The 16,335-nt window shown below is 69.8% G+C and carries 20 protein-coding genes; 15 read left to right on the top strand and 5 right to left on the bottom strand.

Translation table 11 applies throughout. The features are described from left to right. Window positions 1-38 precede the first annotated feature (38 nt). The 3 genes from ACZ4UU_RS00890 to ACZ4UU_RS00880 all read left to right on the top strand — a co-directional run bounded on the left by ACZ4UU_RS00890 (window position 39) and on the right by ACZ4UU_RS00880 (window position 2,340). The gene (locus ACZ4UU_RS00890) at window positions 39-371 is read left to right on the top strand and encodes a hypothetical protein (RefSeq protein WP_468035701.1); all 333 of its coding nucleotides are present in this window, start codon (window positions 39-41) and stop codon (window positions 369-371) included. Window positions 372-474: 103 nt separating this feature from the next. Then, window positions 475-1,581, top strand: a complete 1,107-nt coding sequence (locus tag ACZ4UU_RS00885) for an amidohydrolase family protein (RefSeq protein WP_468035699.1) — start codon at window positions 475-477, stop codon at window positions 1,579-1,581. Window positions 1,582-1,599: 18 nt separating this feature from the next. Continuing rightward, window positions 1,600-2,340, top strand: a complete 741-nt coding sequence (locus ACZ4UU_RS00880; protein ID WP_468035698.1) for a nucleotidyltransferase domain-containing protein — start codon at window positions 1,600-1,602, stop codon at window positions 2,338-2,340. 34 nt (window positions 2,341-2,374) lie between these two features. On the opposite strand, the gene ACZ4UU_RS00875 is transcribed toward ACZ4UU_RS00880, so the two are convergent. The 4 genes from ACZ4UU_RS00875 to ACZ4UU_RS00860 all read right to left on the bottom strand — a co-directional run bounded on the left by ACZ4UU_RS00875 (window position 2,375) and on the right by ACZ4UU_RS00860 (window position 5,994). After that, window positions 2,375-3,376 (bottom strand): COX15/CtaA family protein, encoded by a 1,002-nt coding sequence (locus ACZ4UU_RS00875; protein WP_468035696.1) that lies wholly within the window; start codon window positions 3,374-3,376, stop codon window positions 2,375-2,377. A 66-nt stretch (window positions 3,377-3,442) separates the two neighbouring features. After that, window positions 3,443-4,159 carry an ABC transporter permease gene (locus ACZ4UU_RS00870; RefSeq protein WP_468036387.1) on the bottom strand — a complete coding sequence of 239 codons (717 nt, stop codon included), beginning with the start codon at window positions 4,157-4,159 and terminating at the stop codon, window positions 3,443-3,445. A gap of 68 nt (window positions 4,160-4,227) precedes the next feature. Beyond that, window positions 4,228-5,151 (bottom strand): ABC transporter ATP-binding protein, encoded by a 924-nt coding sequence (locus ACZ4UU_RS00865; RefSeq protein WP_468035694.1) that lies wholly within the window; start codon window positions 5,149-5,151, stop codon window positions 4,228-4,230. Window positions 5,152-5,196: 45 nt separating this feature from the next. Continuing rightward, complete coding sequence (locus tag ACZ4UU_RS00860) at window positions 5,197-5,994, bottom strand: AAC(3) family N-acetyltransferase (protein ID WP_468035692.1); 798 nt, start codon at window positions 5,992-5,994, stop codon at window positions 5,197-5,199. A gap of 161 nt (window positions 5,995-6,155) precedes the next feature. On the opposite strand from ACZ4UU_RS00860, the gene ACZ4UU_RS00855 reads away from it, so the two are divergent. The 8 genes from ACZ4UU_RS00855 to ACZ4UU_RS00820 all read left to right on the top strand — a co-directional run bounded on the left by ACZ4UU_RS00855 (window position 6,156) and on the right by ACZ4UU_RS00820 (window position 12,732). After that, window positions 6,156-6,908 carry a helix-turn-helix transcriptional regulator gene (locus tag ACZ4UU_RS00855; protein WP_468035690.1) on the top strand — a complete coding sequence of 251 codons (753 nt, stop codon included), beginning with the start codon at window positions 6,156-6,158 and terminating at the stop codon, window positions 6,906-6,908. After that, window positions 6,905-8,329 (top strand): Fe-S cluster assembly protein SufB, encoded by a 1,425-nt coding sequence (gene sufB / locus ACZ4UU_RS00850; protein WP_062719203.1) that lies wholly within the window; start codon window positions 6,905-6,907, stop codon window positions 8,327-8,329. Before ACZ4UU_RS00855 ends, sufB begins: the two co-directional genes overlap by 4 nt. 62 nt (window positions 8,330-8,391) lie before the next feature. Then, window positions 8,392-9,573: a Fe-S cluster assembly protein SufD gene (gene sufD / locus ACZ4UU_RS00845; protein WP_468035688.1), complete on the top strand. Its 1,182-nt coding sequence runs from the start codon at window positions 8,392-8,394 to the stop codon at window positions 9,571-9,573. Continuing rightward, window positions 9,573-9,890, top strand: a complete 318-nt coding sequence (locus tag ACZ4UU_RS00840; protein ID WP_234764573.1) for a non-heme iron oxygenase ferredoxin subunit — start codon at window positions 9,573-9,575, stop codon at window positions 9,888-9,890. Before sufD ends, ACZ4UU_RS00840 begins: the two co-directional genes overlap by 1 nt. Window positions 9,891-9,897: 7 nt before the next feature. Beyond that, window positions 9,898-10,662 carry a Fe-S cluster assembly ATPase SufC gene (gene sufC, locus ACZ4UU_RS00835; protein WP_468035686.1) on the top strand — a complete coding sequence of 255 codons (765 nt, stop codon included), beginning with the start codon at window positions 9,898-9,900 and terminating at the stop codon, window positions 10,660-10,662. Continuing rightward, on the top strand, window positions 10,659-11,915 hold the full coding sequence (locus tag ACZ4UU_RS00830) for a cysteine desulfurase (protein ID WP_468035684.1): 1,257 nt from the start codon (window positions 10,659-10,661) through the stop codon (window positions 11,913-11,915). The genes sufC and ACZ4UU_RS00830 overlap by 4 nt, the downstream gene beginning before the upstream one ends. Window positions 11,916-11,935: 20 nt before the next feature. Then, window positions 11,936-12,403, top strand: a complete 468-nt coding sequence (sufU, locus tag ACZ4UU_RS00825) for a Fe-S cluster assembly sulfur transfer protein SufU (protein WP_019756812.1) — start codon at window positions 11,936-11,938, stop codon at window positions 12,401-12,403. Further along, window positions 12,400-12,732 carry a metal-sulfur cluster assembly factor gene (locus ACZ4UU_RS00820; RefSeq protein WP_004002168.1) on the top strand — a complete coding sequence of 111 codons (333 nt, stop codon included), beginning with the start codon at window positions 12,400-12,402 and terminating at the stop codon, window positions 12,730-12,732. The genes sufU and ACZ4UU_RS00820 overlap by 4 nt, the downstream gene beginning before the upstream one ends. Before the next feature lie 81 nt (window positions 12,733-12,813). Here ACZ4UU_RS00820 and ACZ4UU_RS00815 read toward each other — a convergent pair whose 3' ends face one another. Continuing rightward, the gene (locus ACZ4UU_RS00815; RefSeq protein WP_468035681.1) at window positions 12,814-13,626 is read right to left on the bottom strand and encodes an AbfB domain-containing protein; all 813 of its coding nucleotides are present in this window, start codon (window positions 13,624-13,626) and stop codon (window positions 12,814-12,816) included. 173 nt (window positions 13,627-13,799) lie between these two features. On the opposite strand from ACZ4UU_RS00815, the gene ACZ4UU_RS00810 reads away from it, so the two are divergent. The 4 genes from ACZ4UU_RS00810 to ACZ4UU_RS00795 all read left to right on the top strand — a co-directional run bounded on the left by ACZ4UU_RS00810 (window position 13,800) and on the right by ACZ4UU_RS00795 (window position 16,234). Beyond that, window positions 13,800-14,120: a DMT family transporter gene (locus ACZ4UU_RS00810; RefSeq protein WP_468035679.1), complete on the top strand. Its 321-nt coding sequence runs from the start codon at window positions 13,800-13,802 to the stop codon at window positions 14,118-14,120. Next, window positions 14,120-14,656: a TetR/AcrR family transcriptional regulator gene (locus ACZ4UU_RS00805; protein ID WP_468035677.1), complete on the top strand. Its 537-nt coding sequence runs from the start codon at window positions 14,120-14,122 to the stop codon at window positions 14,654-14,656. The genes ACZ4UU_RS00810 and ACZ4UU_RS00805 overlap by 1 nt, the downstream gene beginning before the upstream one ends. Window positions 14,657-14,880: 224 nt before the next feature. Further along, window positions 14,881-15,870 (top strand): 2,3,4,5-tetrahydropyridine-2,6-dicarboxylate N-succinyltransferase, encoded by a 990-nt coding sequence (gene dapD, locus ACZ4UU_RS00800; protein ID WP_468035675.1) that lies wholly within the window; start codon window positions 14,881-14,883, stop codon window positions 15,868-15,870. A 124-nt stretch (window positions 15,871-15,994) separates the two neighbouring features. Next, entirely contained in the window at window positions 15,995-16,234 is a 240-nt protein-coding gene (locus ACZ4UU_RS00795; RefSeq protein ID WP_468035673.1) for a hypothetical protein, read from the top strand. Window positions 16,235-16,335 lie beyond the last annotated feature (101 nt).

Genomic DNA, 16,335 nt, shown 5'->3' with positions numbered 1-16,335 from the left:
TCTCGCCAGCTGATCTACTCGTGAGTAGCATCCTGACCATGGCAGACACGCAGCAGGTTGACCAGAAGGCCGGGCGCAGGGCGGCCAAGCTGGCCAAGCAGATCAACGCCTTCGCGAAGTCCCACGGTGGCGCCGAGGCCCAGGTCGCTTACATCGGACAGCGCGGCGCCCGCATCGTGCTCGTCGGTGAGGACGGCGGCTGGGGCGACCTCGTGGCACCGTCGTACGAGATCGCCGAGCAGGCGGTCGGGAAGGCCGGTGTGACGGTCCACGAGGCGTTCGACGGCGAGTTCGCGGCGAAGGTGAAGACCGGCCCGTACGAGTGGAGCCGTATGGCGGGCATCCAGGTCGGTGGACCGAGCAACGGCTGAGACCTGTCGGCGTTTCGCACGGGGTGTGTGACACCAACACCTGATGCCCGGTTCACCCGTTAGGACCTGTGAGAAGCACACGGTCCAGTAACGGGGAGCCCGGATGATCGAAACGCCGTCCCTCGTGGACCAGTACTGCCACGGGGTGCTCAAGACGGAGCTGGGCCTCGGCACCTTCGAGGCCCAGTTGGCCCGCACCGAAGGCCCACCGGCTCCCGGCACGACCCTCTTCGACACCCAGACCGGTTTCGCCGTACGCCGCTGGTGCCCCCCGCTGCTCGGCCTGGAACCGCACTGCCCGCCCGCCCGCTATCTGGCCAGGCGTCGTGAACTCGGCGTACTGGAGGCGGGCCGGCGTCTGCTGCGGGGCAGCGGCATCACGACGTATCTGATCGACACCGGTCTGCCCGGCGACCTCACCGGCCCCCCGGAGATGGCGTCCACCGCGTCCGCCGAGGTCCACGAGATCGTGCGGCTCGAACTCCTCGCCGAACAGGTCGCCGACACCTCCGGCACCGTCGAGTCCTTCCTGGCCAACCTCGCCGAGTCGGTGCACGGAGCGGCCGCGAACGCGGTGGCCTTCACCTCGGTGGCGGGCGTACGGCACGGTCTCGCGCTCGCGCCCGAACCACCCGGACCGGGAGAGGTACGGGGCGCGGCGGGGCGCTGGCTGGCCGCGCGCAGGGTCGGCGGCGAGCTGAGCGACCCGGTGCTGCTCCGGCACCTGCTGTGGATCGCGGTGGCGTCGGGACTGCCGCTGCAACTGCACGCCGGGCTGGGCGAGCCGGGGCTGCGCATCGACCGCACGGACCCGGTGCTGCTCACGGACTTCGTCCGCGCCACGGCCGGCCTCGGCACCGACCTGATCCTGCTGCACGGCTACCCGTACCACCGCCACGCCGCCCATCTGGCCGGCGTCTTCCCGCACGTCTACGCCGACTCGGGCGCCGCCCTCATCCGCACCGGCGCCCGCGCGGCCACGATCCTCGCCGAGATCCTCGAAATGGCCCCCTTCGGCAAGATCCTCTTCTCCAGCGGGGCGCAAGGCCTGCCCGAGCTGCACGTGGTCGGCGCCCGGCTCTTCCGCGAGGCCCTCGCCAGGGTGCTCGGCGAGTGGGTCGCCGAGGGGGCGTGGTCCCTGGGGGACGCGCAACGGGTGGCCGGGATGGTGGCGGCGGGCAACGCCAGACGGGTGTACGGCGTCGAGTGAGCTGTACAGACTGGGCGGATGCCGACTGACGCCTTACTCGATCGCTTCCTTCACGAACTGACCGCCCTGAACCCCGTCGCCGTCTGGGCGCACGGCTCGCTCGCCGGCGGCGACTACCAGGAGGGCCGCAGCGACCTGGACCTGATCGCCGTACTGGACGGCCCGCTGACGCCCCGCGCCGTCTGGCGGGTGGCGAAGCTCCACGCCAGGCTGCGGGCCGAGCCGCTCGCCGCGCTGCTGCACTGCACGTATCTGACGCCGGACACGGTGGACGACACCGACCGGCGTCACCTCACCTGGGCGCATCAGCAGCTGTTCAAACGGACGGTGACCCCGGTGACCCGGCGCGAGCTGCACGCCTTCGGCCGGGTGCTGCACGGGCGGGCGCCCGCCGGTCTGCTGCCGCCGGTGGCGGACCGGGAGCTCGCCGACTTCGTCGTACGCGATCAGCGGGACTTCTGGCGGTCGGCCGTCGACAACGCCCCGCTGTGGACCCGGGACGTATGGGTCGACCTCGGGATGATCACCTTCGCCCGGGCGGGCGTGACCGTACGCGACGGCCGCCTGATCTCCAAGCGTGAGGCCCTGGACCTGCTCCCCGGCCTCGGGGCACCCGCCGAGGTGGTCGAGGACATCCGCAGGCGCCGCTACGACGCCGCCGCGCCGCCGCCGACCGACGAGTGGGCGGCACGCAGGGCCGGGCTGACGCGGGGCTACCTGGGACCGGCGATCGACGAACTGGTGACGGCGTACGGCTGACTCACGCGCGTGTACGCCGTCATCCTCGGCTGACTCACGCGCGCGTGCCCACCGCAGCCTCGGCCACGGGGGCCGGGATCTCGGTCTCGTCGAGCGGCCGCTCCCGCAGGGCCAGCATCACCCGCAGCACCGCGATCCAGGTCACGGCCGAGCCGAACATGTGCAGACCGACCAGGATCTCAGGGAGGTCCGTGAAGTACTGGACGTAACCGATGACGCCCTGGGCGAGGAGGATCAGGAAGAGGTCGCGGGTCCGGTTCAGCGGGCCCTTCGGGGCGTCGACCGCCTTGAGGACGAACCACAGGGCGAAGGTCAGCGTGACCACGATCCAGGCCAGCACGGCGTGCAGCTTGGTGACCGTCTCCCAGTCGACCGGCATCCGCTCGACCTCGCTGGAGTCGCCCGCGTGCGGTCCGGCGCCGGTCACCACCGTGCCGACCAGGATCAGCAGGGCAGAGGCTCCGACCAGGACCCACACCAGCTGCTGCACGGCCTTGCCGACCAGCGGGCGGGGTGCCGCGTCGCCCTCCCGGGTGCGCTGCCACATCACGGTCGCGACCGCGATCAGGGCGGACGTCGCCACGAAGTGGGCCGCGACCGTGTACGGGTTCAGGCCGACCAGGACGACGATGCCACCGAGCACGGCGTTGCTCATCACGATCCAGAACTGGGCCCAGCCCAGCCGGGTGAGACCGCGCCGGTGCGGCTTCTCCGAGCGCGCGGCGATGATCGCCCAGCCGACGGCGGCGCACAGCACGTACGTCAGCATGCGGTTGCCGAACTCGATGGCGCCGTGCAGGCCCATCTCGCTGGTCGCGGTGAGCGAGTCGTCGGTGCACTTGGGCCAGGTCGGGCAGCCGAGCCCGGACCCGGTGAGCCGCACCGCCCCACCGGTGACCACGATGACCACCGACATCACGAGTGCGGCGAGGGCCGCCCGTTGGACCGTCCTCGGGGTCGGGGTCCAGCGTGCGGCGATGAAGGCGAGCGGGTTGCGCACGGCCGCTACGGCGTCGGCGCGGGTCAGCTTTGGCACGCGCCCTATCGTAGGCGGCCGCTTGTGCACGCTTTCACGAGGGTCCCGCTCGGCCCGCCTGCCGGGTCACTCCCAGCGGAACCAGCGCCCGGCCGCCGCCAGCCCGGCGACCGCCCACACGGCGAGGATCCCCAGGTCGCCCCACGGCGTCCCGGCCCCGTGCTGGAGCACGTCACGCAGTCCGTCGGAGAGCGCCGAGATGGGGAGCAGACCGAGCACGTCCTGCGCGCCGGACGGGAACTTCTCCAGCGGCACGATCACGCCGCCGCCGACGAGCAGCAGCAGGAAGACCAGGTTGGCGGCGGCCAGGGTCGCCTCCGCCTTGAGGGTGCCGGCCATCAGCAGGCCCAGCCCGGAGAAGGCCGCCGTGCCGAGGACCAGGAGCAGCAGGACGACCAGCGGGTTGCCGTGCGGAGACCAGCCCAGCGCGAACGCGATCACCGTCAGCAGGACGATCTGCAGCACCTCGGTGACCAGCACCGACACCGTCTTCGCCGTCATCAGGCCCGAGCGCGGCAGCGGTGAGGAGGCCAGCCGCTTCAACACGCCGTACCGGCGCTCGAAGCCCGTGGCGATGGCCTGCCCCGTGAACGCCGTCGACATCACGGCGAGCGCGAGGATGCCGGGAGCCAGGAAGTCGACGGCCTCGCCGGAGCCCGTGTCGACGATGTCCACCGAGCTGAACAGGACCAGCAGCAGGGTGGGGATCACGACGGTCAGCAGCAGCTGCTCGCCGTTGCGCAGCAGCATCTTCGTCTCCAGGGCCGCCTGCGCCGCGATCATGCGGGCGAGGGGGGCGGCGCCGGGCTTCGGGGTGTACGTACCCGGACCTGGACCTGTACCGATGGCGGTCACGCGCGCAGCTCCTTACCGGTGAGCTCCAGGAAGACGTCTTCGAGGGTGTGCCGTTCGACCGAGATCCGGTCCGGCATCACCCCGTGCTGCGCACACCACGACGTCACGGTCGCGAGCAGCTGGGGGTCGACCTTGCCGACGACGCGGTACGAGCCCGGCGTGAGCTCCGCGGCCGTGCAGTCGGCTGGCAGGGCCTTCAGCAGGGACCCCACGTCGAGGCCGGGGCGGCCGGTGAAGCGCAGGGTGTTCTCGGCGCCGCCCCGGCACAGCTCCTCCGGGGAGCCCTGGGCGATGACCCGGCCGGCGTCGATGATCGCCACGTCGTCGGCCAGCTGCTCGGCCTCGTCCATGTAGTGGGTGGTGAGGATCACGGAGACGCCGTCGGAGCGCAGGTCCCGGATCAGGTCCCAGGTGGCCCGGCGGGCCTGCGGGTCGAGGCCGGCGGTGGGCTCGTCGAGGAACACCAGCTCCGGACGGCCGACCACGGCCATGGCGAGCGCGAGCCGCTGCTGCTGGCCGCCGGAGAGGCGGCGGTACGAGGTCCGGCCGCAACTGTCCAGCCCGAGCCGTTCGACGAGGGCGTCGACGTCCAGGGGATGCGCGTGCAGTCTGGCGACATGGCGCAGCATCTCGTCGGCCCGCGCGCCCGAGTAGACGCCGCCGGACTGGAGCATCACGCCGATCCGGGGCCGCAGCTCGCCGGACTGTCTCACCGGGTCGAGACCCAGGACGCGCACCGTGCCGGAGTCCGGCTTCCGGTATCCCTCGCAGGTCTCCACGGTCGTCGTCTTGCCCGCGCCGTTGGGTCCGAGTACGGCGGTGACACCGGCCCGGGCCACCAGGTCGAGGCCGTCCACCGCGGTTTTGCCGCCGTACCGCTTCACCAGGGCCTGGACCTGGAGCACGGGCTCAGTTCGCATGGCTCCAGAGTCTAGGTACGGGGCGGGTAACCCGAACGGCCGGGTTCACATCTCCTCCGCGCGGGGCCGGTGTATCCCCAGCCACCGCTCCGCGTACGCCACCGCGTCCGCCACCGGGAACAGCCGTGCGTCGGCCGCGCCCACCTTTCCGCGGACGACCGGACGGTCCCGCTCGAAGTCGTGACCCAGCTCGTCGAAGCGCTCCGAGCTGATCGACACCTCGGTGACCACCTCCCAGCCCGCGGGCCCCGGCCGTCCCACCCTCACCAGTGGCGTCGGGATCCGGTACTCGGCCAGATGGAAGCTGGTGCAGGCGTCGTAGCCGGCGCCGAGCAGCAGCACGCGCGCGTGGAGTGCCTCCAGCCTCGCCAGCGGGCTGCGCTCACCCAGCCGGCAGTCGAGGGCATGGCCGTCCAGAACGTCGGCCGCGCGCGGACCGACGGCTGCGAACGAGGTCTGCGGGTGAGCACTGCGCAGGGCGCCGGGCCAGGTCCGTAGGGTCTCCGGGATGACGCCGACCCCGCGCGTGGGCGTGATCAGGGGGTCGTACGCGGGCATGGTGGCCCGGATCGTCTCCCACCACTCCTCGGGCACGGGCGGGTTGCTCCACACCGCCGGGTCGGACAGATCGCCGCTCTGGGTGGGGACCACGAGCGTGCCGTCCGGACCGAGGGCGTCGAGCAGACCTCGGACGACCGCCACGGGGCCTCCGCAGACCCAGCCGAGCGAGCTGAGCGAGGAGTGCACGAGGAGGGTTTCACCCCTTTGGACGCCCAGCTCGCGCAGTTGCTCGACGAGGGTGCCCCGGGTGACAAGAGGGCCGGTGGGAGGGGGTGTGGACATGCTTCGGGAGTGTCCCGGACGGGTCCGTGCGGCGCCACCGATTTGATCGATCAAAGATCATTTCCGCAGGTCAGATTAGGTATGCCTAAGTGACGCAGCGCACCGTCGAGGCGGCCGGACGCGGCTTGCCCGGTCTTGAGGAATTACGCAACAATGGCGTTGTGAAAAACGTCGGCGAGGCTCGGGAGACCCCCATGGGGGCCCCTCAGGAGGAGTTCGCGACCGGGGAGCGTTCGACGCGCAACCGGGTCGCGCGGTCCATCCTGGACCACGGGCCGTCGACCGTCGCCGAGCTGGCCGGCCGGCTGGGGCTCACCCAGGCGGCCGTACGCAGGCATCTGGACGCGCTGGTCGCGGACGATGTCGTGGAGGCCAGGGAACAGCGGGTGTACGGCACGCGCACGCGTGGCCGTCCCGCCAAGGTCTTCGCGCTCACCGACTGCGGCCGCGACGCCTTCGACCAGTCGTACGACAAGCTGGCCGCGGACGCCCTGAAGTGGATCGCCGAGCGCGAGGGCGGGAGCGAGGCGGTCGCCGCCTTCGCCCGGGCCCGGATCGCCGCCCAGGCGAGCGCGTACCGCAAGGCGATCGAGGCTGTCAGCCCGGACGAGCGCACCGAAGCCCTGGCCAAGGCCCTGAGCGCCGACGGGTACGCTGCTACGGCGCGCAGCGCACCCCTCCCTCAAAAAGGCGAGCAGCTCTGCCAGCACCACTGCCCGGTCGCCCATGTCGCGGAGCAGTTCCCCCAGCTGTGCGAGGCGGAGACGGAGATCTTCGCCGAGCTGCTCGGAACGCACGTCCAGCGACTGGCGACCATCGCGCACGGCGACGGCGTCTGCACGACGTTCATCCCAAAGATTTCCCACACCTCACATAACGCATCTGCAAGCACGGCCGGGAGGAACCCCGCATGACTCTCCCCATCGAGGAGACTGCCCACCCTGAGCTCGAGGGCCTGGGCAAGTACGAATACGGCTGGGCCGACTCCGACGAAGCCGGCGCCTCTGCGAAGCGTGGTCTGAGCGAGGACGTCGTCCGTGACATCTCCGCGAAGAAGAACGAGCCGGACTGGATGACCAAGCTCCGTCTCAAGGGCCTGCGGCTGTTCGACAAGAAGCCCATGCCGAACTGGGGCTCGGACCTCTCCGGCATCGACTTCGACAACATCAAGTACTTCGTGCGTTCCACGGAGAAGCAGGCGGAGTCCTGGGAGGACCTGCCCGAGGACATCAAGAACACCTACGACAAGCTCGGCATCCCCGAGGCGGAGAAGCAGCGCCTCGTCGCCGGTGTCGCGGCCCAGTACGAGTCCGAGGTCGTCTACCACCAGATCCGCGAGGACCTGGAGGAGCAGGGCGTCATCTTCCTGGACACCGACACGGCCCTGAAGGAGCACCCGGAGCTCTTCAAGGAGTACTTCGGCACCGTCATCCCGGTCGGCGACAACAAGTTCGCGTCGCTGAACACCGCCGTGTGGTCGGGCGGCTCCTTCATCTACGTGCCGCCGGGCGTCCACGTCGAGATCCCGCTCCAGGCCTACTTCCGCATCAACACGGAGAACATGGGCCAGTTCGAGCGGACCCTGATCATCGTCGACGAGGGTGCCTACGTGCACTACGTCGAGGGTTGCACGGCCCCGATCTACAAGTCGGACTCGCTGCACTCCGCGGTCGTCGAGATCATCGTCAAGAAGAACGCCCGCTGCCGCTACACGACCATCCAGAACTGGTCGAACAACGTCTACAACCTGGTCACCAAGCGCGCCGTCGCCTACGAGGGCGCGACCATGGAGTGGATCGACGGCAACATCGGCTCCAAGGTGACGATGAAGTACCCGGCCGTCTACCTGATGGGCGAGCACGCCAAGGGCGAGACCCTCTCCATCGCCTTCGCCGGCGAGGGGCAGCACCAGGACGCGGGCTCCAAGATGGTCCACATGGCGCCGAACACCTCCTCCAACATCGTGTCGAAGTCCGTGGCACGTGGTGGCGGCCGTACCTCGTACCGCGGTCTGGTCGAGATCGGCGAGGGCGCCCACGGCTCGAAGTCCAACGTGCTGTGCGACGCGCTGCTCGTCGACACCATCTCCCGCTCCGACACGTACCCCTACGTGGACGTCCGTGAGGACGACGTGTCCATGGGCCACGAGGCGACCGTCTCCAAGGTCTCCGAGGACCAGCTCTTCTACCTGATGAGCCGCGGTCTGAGCGAGTTCGAGGCGATGGCGATGATCGTGCGCGGCTTCGTCGAGCCGATCGCCAAGGAGCTGCCCATGGAGTACGCCCTCGAGCTCAACCGGCTGATCGAGCTGCAGATGGAAGGCGCGGTCGGCTAGGACCGGTCTCCGTACAAGCAGCTAGCGAAATCTGACGTAGGAAAGAGAGCAGACCGACAGCCATGGCTGAGGCTCAGAACATCCCCGTGGGCTCCACCACCGCGGGCCAGATCGCGGTGGCCGCCGAGTCGACCGTCGCCACGCGCATGAGCGCGCCCCCGTCCTTCGACGTGGCGGACTTCCCGGTCCCGCACGGCCGCGAGGAGGAGTGGCGGTTCACCCCGCTGGAGCGCCTGCGCGGGCTGCACGACGGCACCGCCGTGGCGACCGGCGACGGCCTCCAGGTCACCGTCGCCGCCCCCGAGGGCGTCACCGTCGAGACCGTCGGCCGCGACGACGCGCGCCTCGGCAAGGCGGGCACGCCCGTGGACCGGGTCGCCGCCCAGGCGTACTCGGCGTTCGAGAAGGCCGGCGTGATCACCGTCCCCAAGGAGACGGTCCTCACCGAGCCGATCCGTATCGCCGTGCACGGCGAGGGCGGGGTCGCCTACGGCCACCAGGTCGTGGAGCTCGGAGCCTTCGCCGAGGCCGTCGTCGTCATCGACCACACCGGTGACGCGGTGCTCGCCGCCAACGTCGACTACATCCTGGGCGACGGCGCCAAGCTCACCGTCGTCTCCGTCCAGGACTGGGACGACAAGGCCGTGCACGTGGGCCAGCACAACGCGCTGATCGGCCGGGACGCCACCTTCAAGTCGTTCGTGGTCACCTTCGGCGGCGACCTCGTACGCCTGCACCCGCGTGTCGCCTACGCCGGCACCGGCGGCGAGGCCGAGCTGTTCGGCCTCTACTTCACGGACGCCGGCCAGCACCAGGAGCACCGCCTCCTGGTCGACCACAACACCCCGCACTGCAAGTCCAACGTCGCCTACAAGGGCGCGCTCCAGGGCGACGACGCGCACGCGGTGTGGATCGGCGACGTGCTGATCGAGGCCAAGGCCGAGGGCACGGACACCTACGAGATGAACCGGAACCTGGTTCTGACCGACGGCGCCCGGGTCGACTCCGTGCCGAACCTGGAGATCGAGACCGGCGAGATCGTCGGCGCCGGCCACGCCTCGGCGACCGGCCGCTTCGACGACGAGCAGCTCTTCTACCTGATGGCCCGCGGCATCCCGGCCGACGAGGCCCGTCGCCTGGTCGTCCGTGGCTTCTTCGCCGAGCTCGTCCAGCAGATCGGCGTCGACGACATCGAAGAGCGCCTCCTCGTGAAGATCGACGAGGAGCTGGAGGCCACGGTCTGATGGCTTTCGTACGCGCCTGTGGGCTGAGCGAGCTGGAGGAGGACACCCCGAAGCGGGTGGAACTCGACGGCACGCCGGTCTCGGTCGTGCAGACCGAGGGCGAGGTGTTCGCGATCTACGACATCTGCTCCCACGCGAACGTCTCCCTCTCCGAGGGCGAGGTGGAGGACTGCCAGATCGAGTGCTGGCTGCACGGCTCCAGCTTCGACCTGCGCACCGGCAAGCCGTCCGGCCTCCCCGCGACGCGCCCCGTCCCCGTATACCCCGTAAAGATCGAAGGGGACGACGTTCTCGTCTCCCTCAACCAGGAGTCCTGAGGCACCCATGGCAACGCTTGAAATCCGCGACCTGCACGTCACCGTCGAGGCCGACAACGCCACGAAGGAGATCCTCAAGGGCGTCGACCTCACCGTGAAGCAGGGCGAGACGCACGCCATCATGGGCCCCAACGGCTCGGGCAAGTCGACCCTCGCCTACTCGCTGGCGGGTCACCCGAAGTACACGATCACTTCCGGCTCCGTCACCCTCGACGGCGAGGACGTCCTGGAGATGTCCGTCGACGAGCGCGCCCGCGCGGGCCTGTTCCTGGCGATGCAGTACCCGGTCGAGGTCCCCGGCGTCTCCGTCTCCAACTTCCTGCGCACCTCCGCCACCGCCATCCGTGGCGAGGCCCCCAAGCTGCGCACCTGGGTGAAGGAGGTCAAGGAGGCCATGGAGCGCCTCAACATGGACTCCTCCTTCGCCGAGCGCAACGTCAACGAGGGCTTCTCCGGCGGTGAGAAGAAGCGCCACGAGATCCTTCAGCTGGAGCTGCTCAAGCCGAAGATCGCGATCCTCGACGAGACCGACTCCGGCCTGGACGTCGACGCCCTGCGCGTCGTCTCCGAGGGCGTGAACCGGGTCCGCGAGACCGGCGAGGTCGGCACCCTGCTGATCACGCACTACACGCGCATCCTGCGCTACATCAAGCCCGACCACGTGCACGTGTTCGCGAACGGCCGTATCGCCGAGTCCGGCGGAGCCGAGCTCGCGGACCAGCTCGAGGCCGAGGGCTACGACAAGTACGTGAAGGGTGGCGCATCCGCGTGACACAGCTGCCGGGCCTCCTCGACACCGAGGCGCTGCGCAAGGACTTCCCGATCCTGGACCGCGTCGTCCACGACGGCAAGAAGCTCGTGTACCTGGACAACGCGGCGACCTCGCAGACGCCGCGCCAGGTGCTCGACGTGCTCTCCGAGTACTACGAGCAGCACAACGCCAACGTCCACCGTGGCGTGCACGTCCTCGCCGAGGAGGCCACGGCGCTGTACGAGGGCGCGCGCGACAAGGTCGCGGAGTTCATCAACGCGCCCTCGCGCGACGAGGTGATCTTCACCAAGAACGCCTCCGAGTCGCTCAACCTCGTGGCCAACATGCTCGGCTGGGCCGACGAGCCCTACCGGGTGGACCACGAGACCGAGATCGTGATCACGGAGATGGAGCACCACTCCAACATCGTGCCGTGGCAGCTGCTCGCGCAGCGCACGGGCGCGAAGCTGAAGTGGTTCGGCCTGACCGACGACGGCCGCCTCGACCTGTCCAACATCGACGAGATCATCACGGAGAAGACGAAGATCGTCTCCTTCGTGCTGGTGTCCAACATCCTGGGCACGCTCAACCCGGTCGAGGCCATAGTGCGCCGCGCGCAGGAGGTCGGCGCCCTGGTCTGCATCGACGCCTCGCAGGCGGCGCCCCACATGCCGCTGGACGTGCAGTCCCTCCAGGCCGACTTCGTGGCCTTCACCGGCCACAAGATGTGCGGTCCGACCGGCATCGGCGTGCTCTGGGGCCGCCAGGAGCTGCTGGAGGACCTGCCTCCGTTCCTCGGCGGCGGCGAGATGATCGAGACGGTGTCGATGCACTCCTCGACCTACGCCCCGGCGCCGCACAAGTTCGAGGCGGGCACGCCTCCGATCTCGCAGGCGATCGGCCTGGGCGCGGCGATCGACTACCTCAACTCGATCGGCATGGACAAGATCCTCGCCCATGAGCACGCCCTCACCGAGTACGCGGTGAAGCGGCTCGGGGAGGTCCCGGACCTCAGGATCATCGGCCCGGCCACGGCCGAGGACCGCGGCGCCGCGATCTCCTTCACGCTCGGCGACATCCACCCGCACGACGTGGGCCAGGTCCTCGACGAGCAGGGCATCGCGGTCCGGGTCGGCCACCACTGCGCCCGCCCCGTCTGCCTGCGCTACGGAATTCCTGCGACCACGCGAGCGTCGTTCTATCTGTACTCCACGCCGGCCGAGATCGACGCTCTGGTGGACGGCCTGGAGCACGTACGGAACTTCTTCGGCTGACGGGACGGGACGAGCGACGCATGAAGCTGGATTCGATGTACCAGGAAGTCATCCTGGACCACTACAAGAACCCGCACGGGCGTGGTCTGAGGGATGGCGACGCCGAGGTGCACCACGTGAACCCGACGTGCGGCGACGAGATCACCCTGCGTGTGAAGTACGACGGCACAAAGATCGAGGACGTCTCGTACGAGGGCCAGGGCTGTTCCATCAGCCAGGCGAGCGCGTCCGTACTGAACGAGCTCCTCGTCGGCAAGGACCTCTCCGACGCGCGGAAGATCCAGGAGACCTTCCTGGAGCTGATGCAGTCCAAGGGGAAGATCGAGCCGGACGACGCGATGGAGGAGGTCCTGGAGGACGCGGTCGCGTTCGCCGGGGTCTCCAAGTACCCGGCCCGGGTCAAGTGCGCCCTCCTGAGCTGGATGGCGTGGAAGGACGCGACGGCCCAGGTGCTGGGCGGAGCCGACGCCGAAAGGAAGACGGCATGAGTGACACCGTGGAGATGAAGCCGGCCTCGGAGGAGGAGCTCCGCGAGGCCCTGATGGACGTCGTCGACCCCGAGCTGGGCATCGACGTCGTCAACCTCGGCCTGATCTACGGCATCCACGTCGACGACTCGAACGTGGCCACGGTCGACATGACGCTCACGTCGGCGGCCTGCCCGCTGACGGACGTCATCGAGGACCAGGCCAAGTCCGCCACGGACGGTCTCGTCAGCGAGCTGCGCATCAACTGGGTGTGGATGCCGCCGTGGGGCCCGGACAAGATCACGGACGACGGCCGCGAGCAGCTTCGGGCGCTCGGCTTCAACGTCTGAGCACACGTGAGAGCGGCGGCACCTTCCGGGTGCCGCCGCTTCTCTGTGTGCCTCTTTGTGCGCGCCGTTCCTCCTGAGTGCTCAGGCCAGCCCGCCCACCAGCCGGAACGACGAGTCCGCCAGGTACAGGGAGCTGTACTCGAAGCGTTCGAGGCGGACGACGAAGTTCTTGTGGCGCAGGAAGTAGCCGGGGTAGTTGACCGACTCCAGCATGACCGCGCCGGAGTAGGAGGAGCCGCGGGGACAGAAGGTGGTGTCCTGCCCGAACAGTGCGGAGCCGTCGTTGCGTTCGGGGCGCAGGACGAAGCTGCGGTGGCGGAGGTAGCTGCCGTCCTGTGTGACGAAGGAGTAGCAGGAGCGGTCGGCGAGGCCCTTGATCTGCTTGAAGGTGGAGTCCTCGCGGGACTCGGAGCCGCGGACCTGGTCCAGGGCCACGGCGTCGCCGCCCGCATGCCAGTAACGGTCGGGGTAGTTGACCGAGCGGACGGAGCGCCAGGTCGTGGCCGGCGGCTTCGGCGGTGAACTCTCCCCGGGAGGAGCCGACTTGGACGGCTTCGGCGCGGGCTCGGGGGAGCCGGCGTCCTGCTGGCGAGGCGCCCTGGTGGTCGGCTTCTCGGTCGCCAGGCCGCTCTTGCCTTCCGGGGGCGTCTCCGAGGGCGTGGCGAAGGAGATCAGGCCGGGGACCGACGCCTTGTCGTCGGCCGGCGCGGAACGTGACTCGCCGTCAGGCGCACGGTCCGTCACGACGATCGCCGTGGCGCACGCGACGATCGTCGCCACCGCCATCATGCCCGCCAGCCACAGACGGCGCGTTCCCGGCGCCCGCGAGGTGTCCGGGGCCCAGCCGTTCTCCCAAGGTTGGTCCTGGGGCGGCCGGGGCTTGTTTTCTGGCATGCGCTGTACCTCCAGCGGCGTCACGCGACGACAGCCGCGGCTGCGAAGGCCCGGTATGTGAACGGTGAAACACTAGTGGCTGCAGGGGCGTTGGAGCAGCTGTTTGGAATGAGCCGTGTCCAGATCGAATCCTTTGTGTACGGCCGTACGCAACGTTGTGTACGCTCGTACACATGGGATACCTGCTGCTCGCCGGAGCCATAGCGGCCGAGGTGGCCGCCACCACGGCCATGAAGTACAGCGACGGTTTCAGCAGGCTGTGGCCGTCACTGCTGACCGCCGTCGGCTACCTCGTCTCCTTCACGCTGCTCGCGCAGACGCTGAAGTCCGTCTCCGTGGGCACGGCGTACGCGATCTGGGCCGGCGTCGGCACCGCGGCCATCGCCACCATCGGGATCCTGTTCCTGGGGGAGGGGATGACCGTCGTCAAGGCCGCGGGCATCGCGTTGATCATCGTCGGCGTGGTCGTGCTGAACCTGGGAGGTGCGCACTGATGGCCCGGCGCTACGACCCCGAGCGACGACAGCGGATCATCGACGCGGCGATCCGGGTCGTCGGGGAGAAGGGCATCGCCGGGCTGAGCCACCGCACCGTGGCCGCCGAGGCGGATGTACCGCTCGGCTCGACCACGTACCACTTCAAGACCCTCGACGACCTGCTGGTCGCCGCCCTGCGCCAGGCGAACGAGGGCTTCGCCAAGGTGATCGCCTCGCGCGGCGCCCTGGAGGACCCGCACACCGATCTGGCCGCCGAGCTCGCCGGGGGGATGGGCGAGTGGCTGGCGGGCGACCGCACCGGCGTCGAGCTGGAGTGCGAGCTCTACCTCGCCGCCCTGCGCCGGCCCGCCCTGCGCCCGGTCGCCGCCGAGTGGGCACATGACCTCGCCGACCGTCTGTCCCAGCGCACGGACGCGGTCACGGCACGGGCGCTGGTGGCGCTGCTGGACGGGATCTGTCTGCAGGTGCTGCTCACGGAGGTGCCGTACGACGAGGAGTACGCGCGGGAGGTGCTGGCGCGGGTCATTCCGTGACCGGCGTCGGTTCCTCGCCCCCCGCCGCCCCTACCCCTCCCGTCCTCCAGGGGCGATGCCCCTTCGACCCCGGTTCCTGGCGGCTGCGCCCCCAGACCCCGCCATCGGCCCTTCGGGCCTCGTACACAAACGCCGGACGGGCTGAATGGTGGCGTACCGCCCGGCACGTGAGACGCGTGCCCGCCGGTTCGCCCCTGGAGTGGGCGTCACGTTAGGTTGCCCTTATGACCGACACGACTGCTCCTCGTACCACCGGCGCCGTGGCCGCCGGCCTCGCCACGATCGCCGCCGACGGCACCGTTCTCGACACCTGGTTCCCCGCGCCCGAGCTCGTCACCGAGCCCGGTCCCTCCGGCAGCGAGCGGCTGTCCGCCGAGCAGGCCGCGGAGCTGCTGGGCGGCGGCGCCACCGCGGCGATCGGGCCGGACGCACGCCGGGGCGTCGAGGTCGTCGCGGTCCGCACGGTCATCGCCTCGATCGACGAGAAGCCGATCGACGCGCACGACGTCTACCTGCGTCTTCACCTGCTCTCCCACCGCCTGGTCAAGCCGCACGGCCTGAGCCTGGAGGGCCAGTTCGGCTTCCTCGCCAACGTCGCCTGGACCTCCCTCGGCCCGGTCGCCGTCGACGACATCGAGAAGGTCCGCCTGAACGCCCGCGCCGAGGGCCTGCACCTCCAGGTGACCTCGGTCGACAAGTTCCCGCGCATGACGGACTACGTCGCCCCCAAGGGCGTCCGCATCGCCGACGCCGACCGGGTCCGCCTCGGCGCGCACCTCGCCGAGGGCACCACCGTCATGCACGAGGGCTTCGTCAACTTCAACGCCGGCACCCTCGGCACGTCGATGGTCGAGGGCCGCATCTCCGCGGGTGTCGTGATCGGCGACGGTTCCGACATCGGTGGCGGCGCGTCGACGATGGGCACCCTCTCCGGCGGCGGCAACGTGATCATCTCCATCGGCGAGCGCTGCCTGATCGGCGCCGAAGCGGGCGTCGGCATCGCGCTCGGCGACGAGTGCGTCGTCGAGGCCGGCCTCTACGTCACCGCCGGCACCCGCGTCACCATGCCCGACGGCCAGATCGTCAAGGCCCGCGAACTCTCCGGCGCCTCCAACATCCTCTTCCGCCGCAACTCGGTCACCGGCACGGTCGAGGCCCGGCCGAACAACGCGGTGTGGGGCGGGCTGAACGAGATCCTGCACAGCCACAACTGACCCCCTCACCGGCAACCCCACCCCCTCACGTACGGGTTACTCCACGTGACCTCACCCCGGTCCAGGCAGATGAACGGTTGGACGCAGTTTCCGATCACACGCCGAACCGACGAAATGAGGACCGATGACGGGTCGAGTGAGGACGAGGGCGCGCAGCAGGGCTGTGCTCCGGCTGGTGGTGGGGGCGTTGGCCGTGGGGGCGGTGTGCTGGCTGCCGGCGGGCAGCGCGTATGCCGACGAGACCAACACGGCCTCGCACAACGGCCCCCGGATCGGGCTGGTCAATGTCGGGCAGGTCGACGATCCGATGGAGGACGTGCTGGAGCACTTCCTGCTCTTCGGTGACGGGTACAAGTGGGGTTGATCAGCCGTACAGCACGGGTCGGGGCCCGTACCGCAGTGGATGCGGTACGGGCCCCGACCCGTTTCCTGACCAATTTCCGTGAGGTGGCATAGCGGTCACCC

It is taken from the genome of Streptomyces sp. NPDC028907 (genome assembly GCF_055564995.1).
The sequence above is the reverse complement of the archived record's forward strand: the minus strand, read 5'-3'. Positions and strand labels throughout refer to the sequence as shown.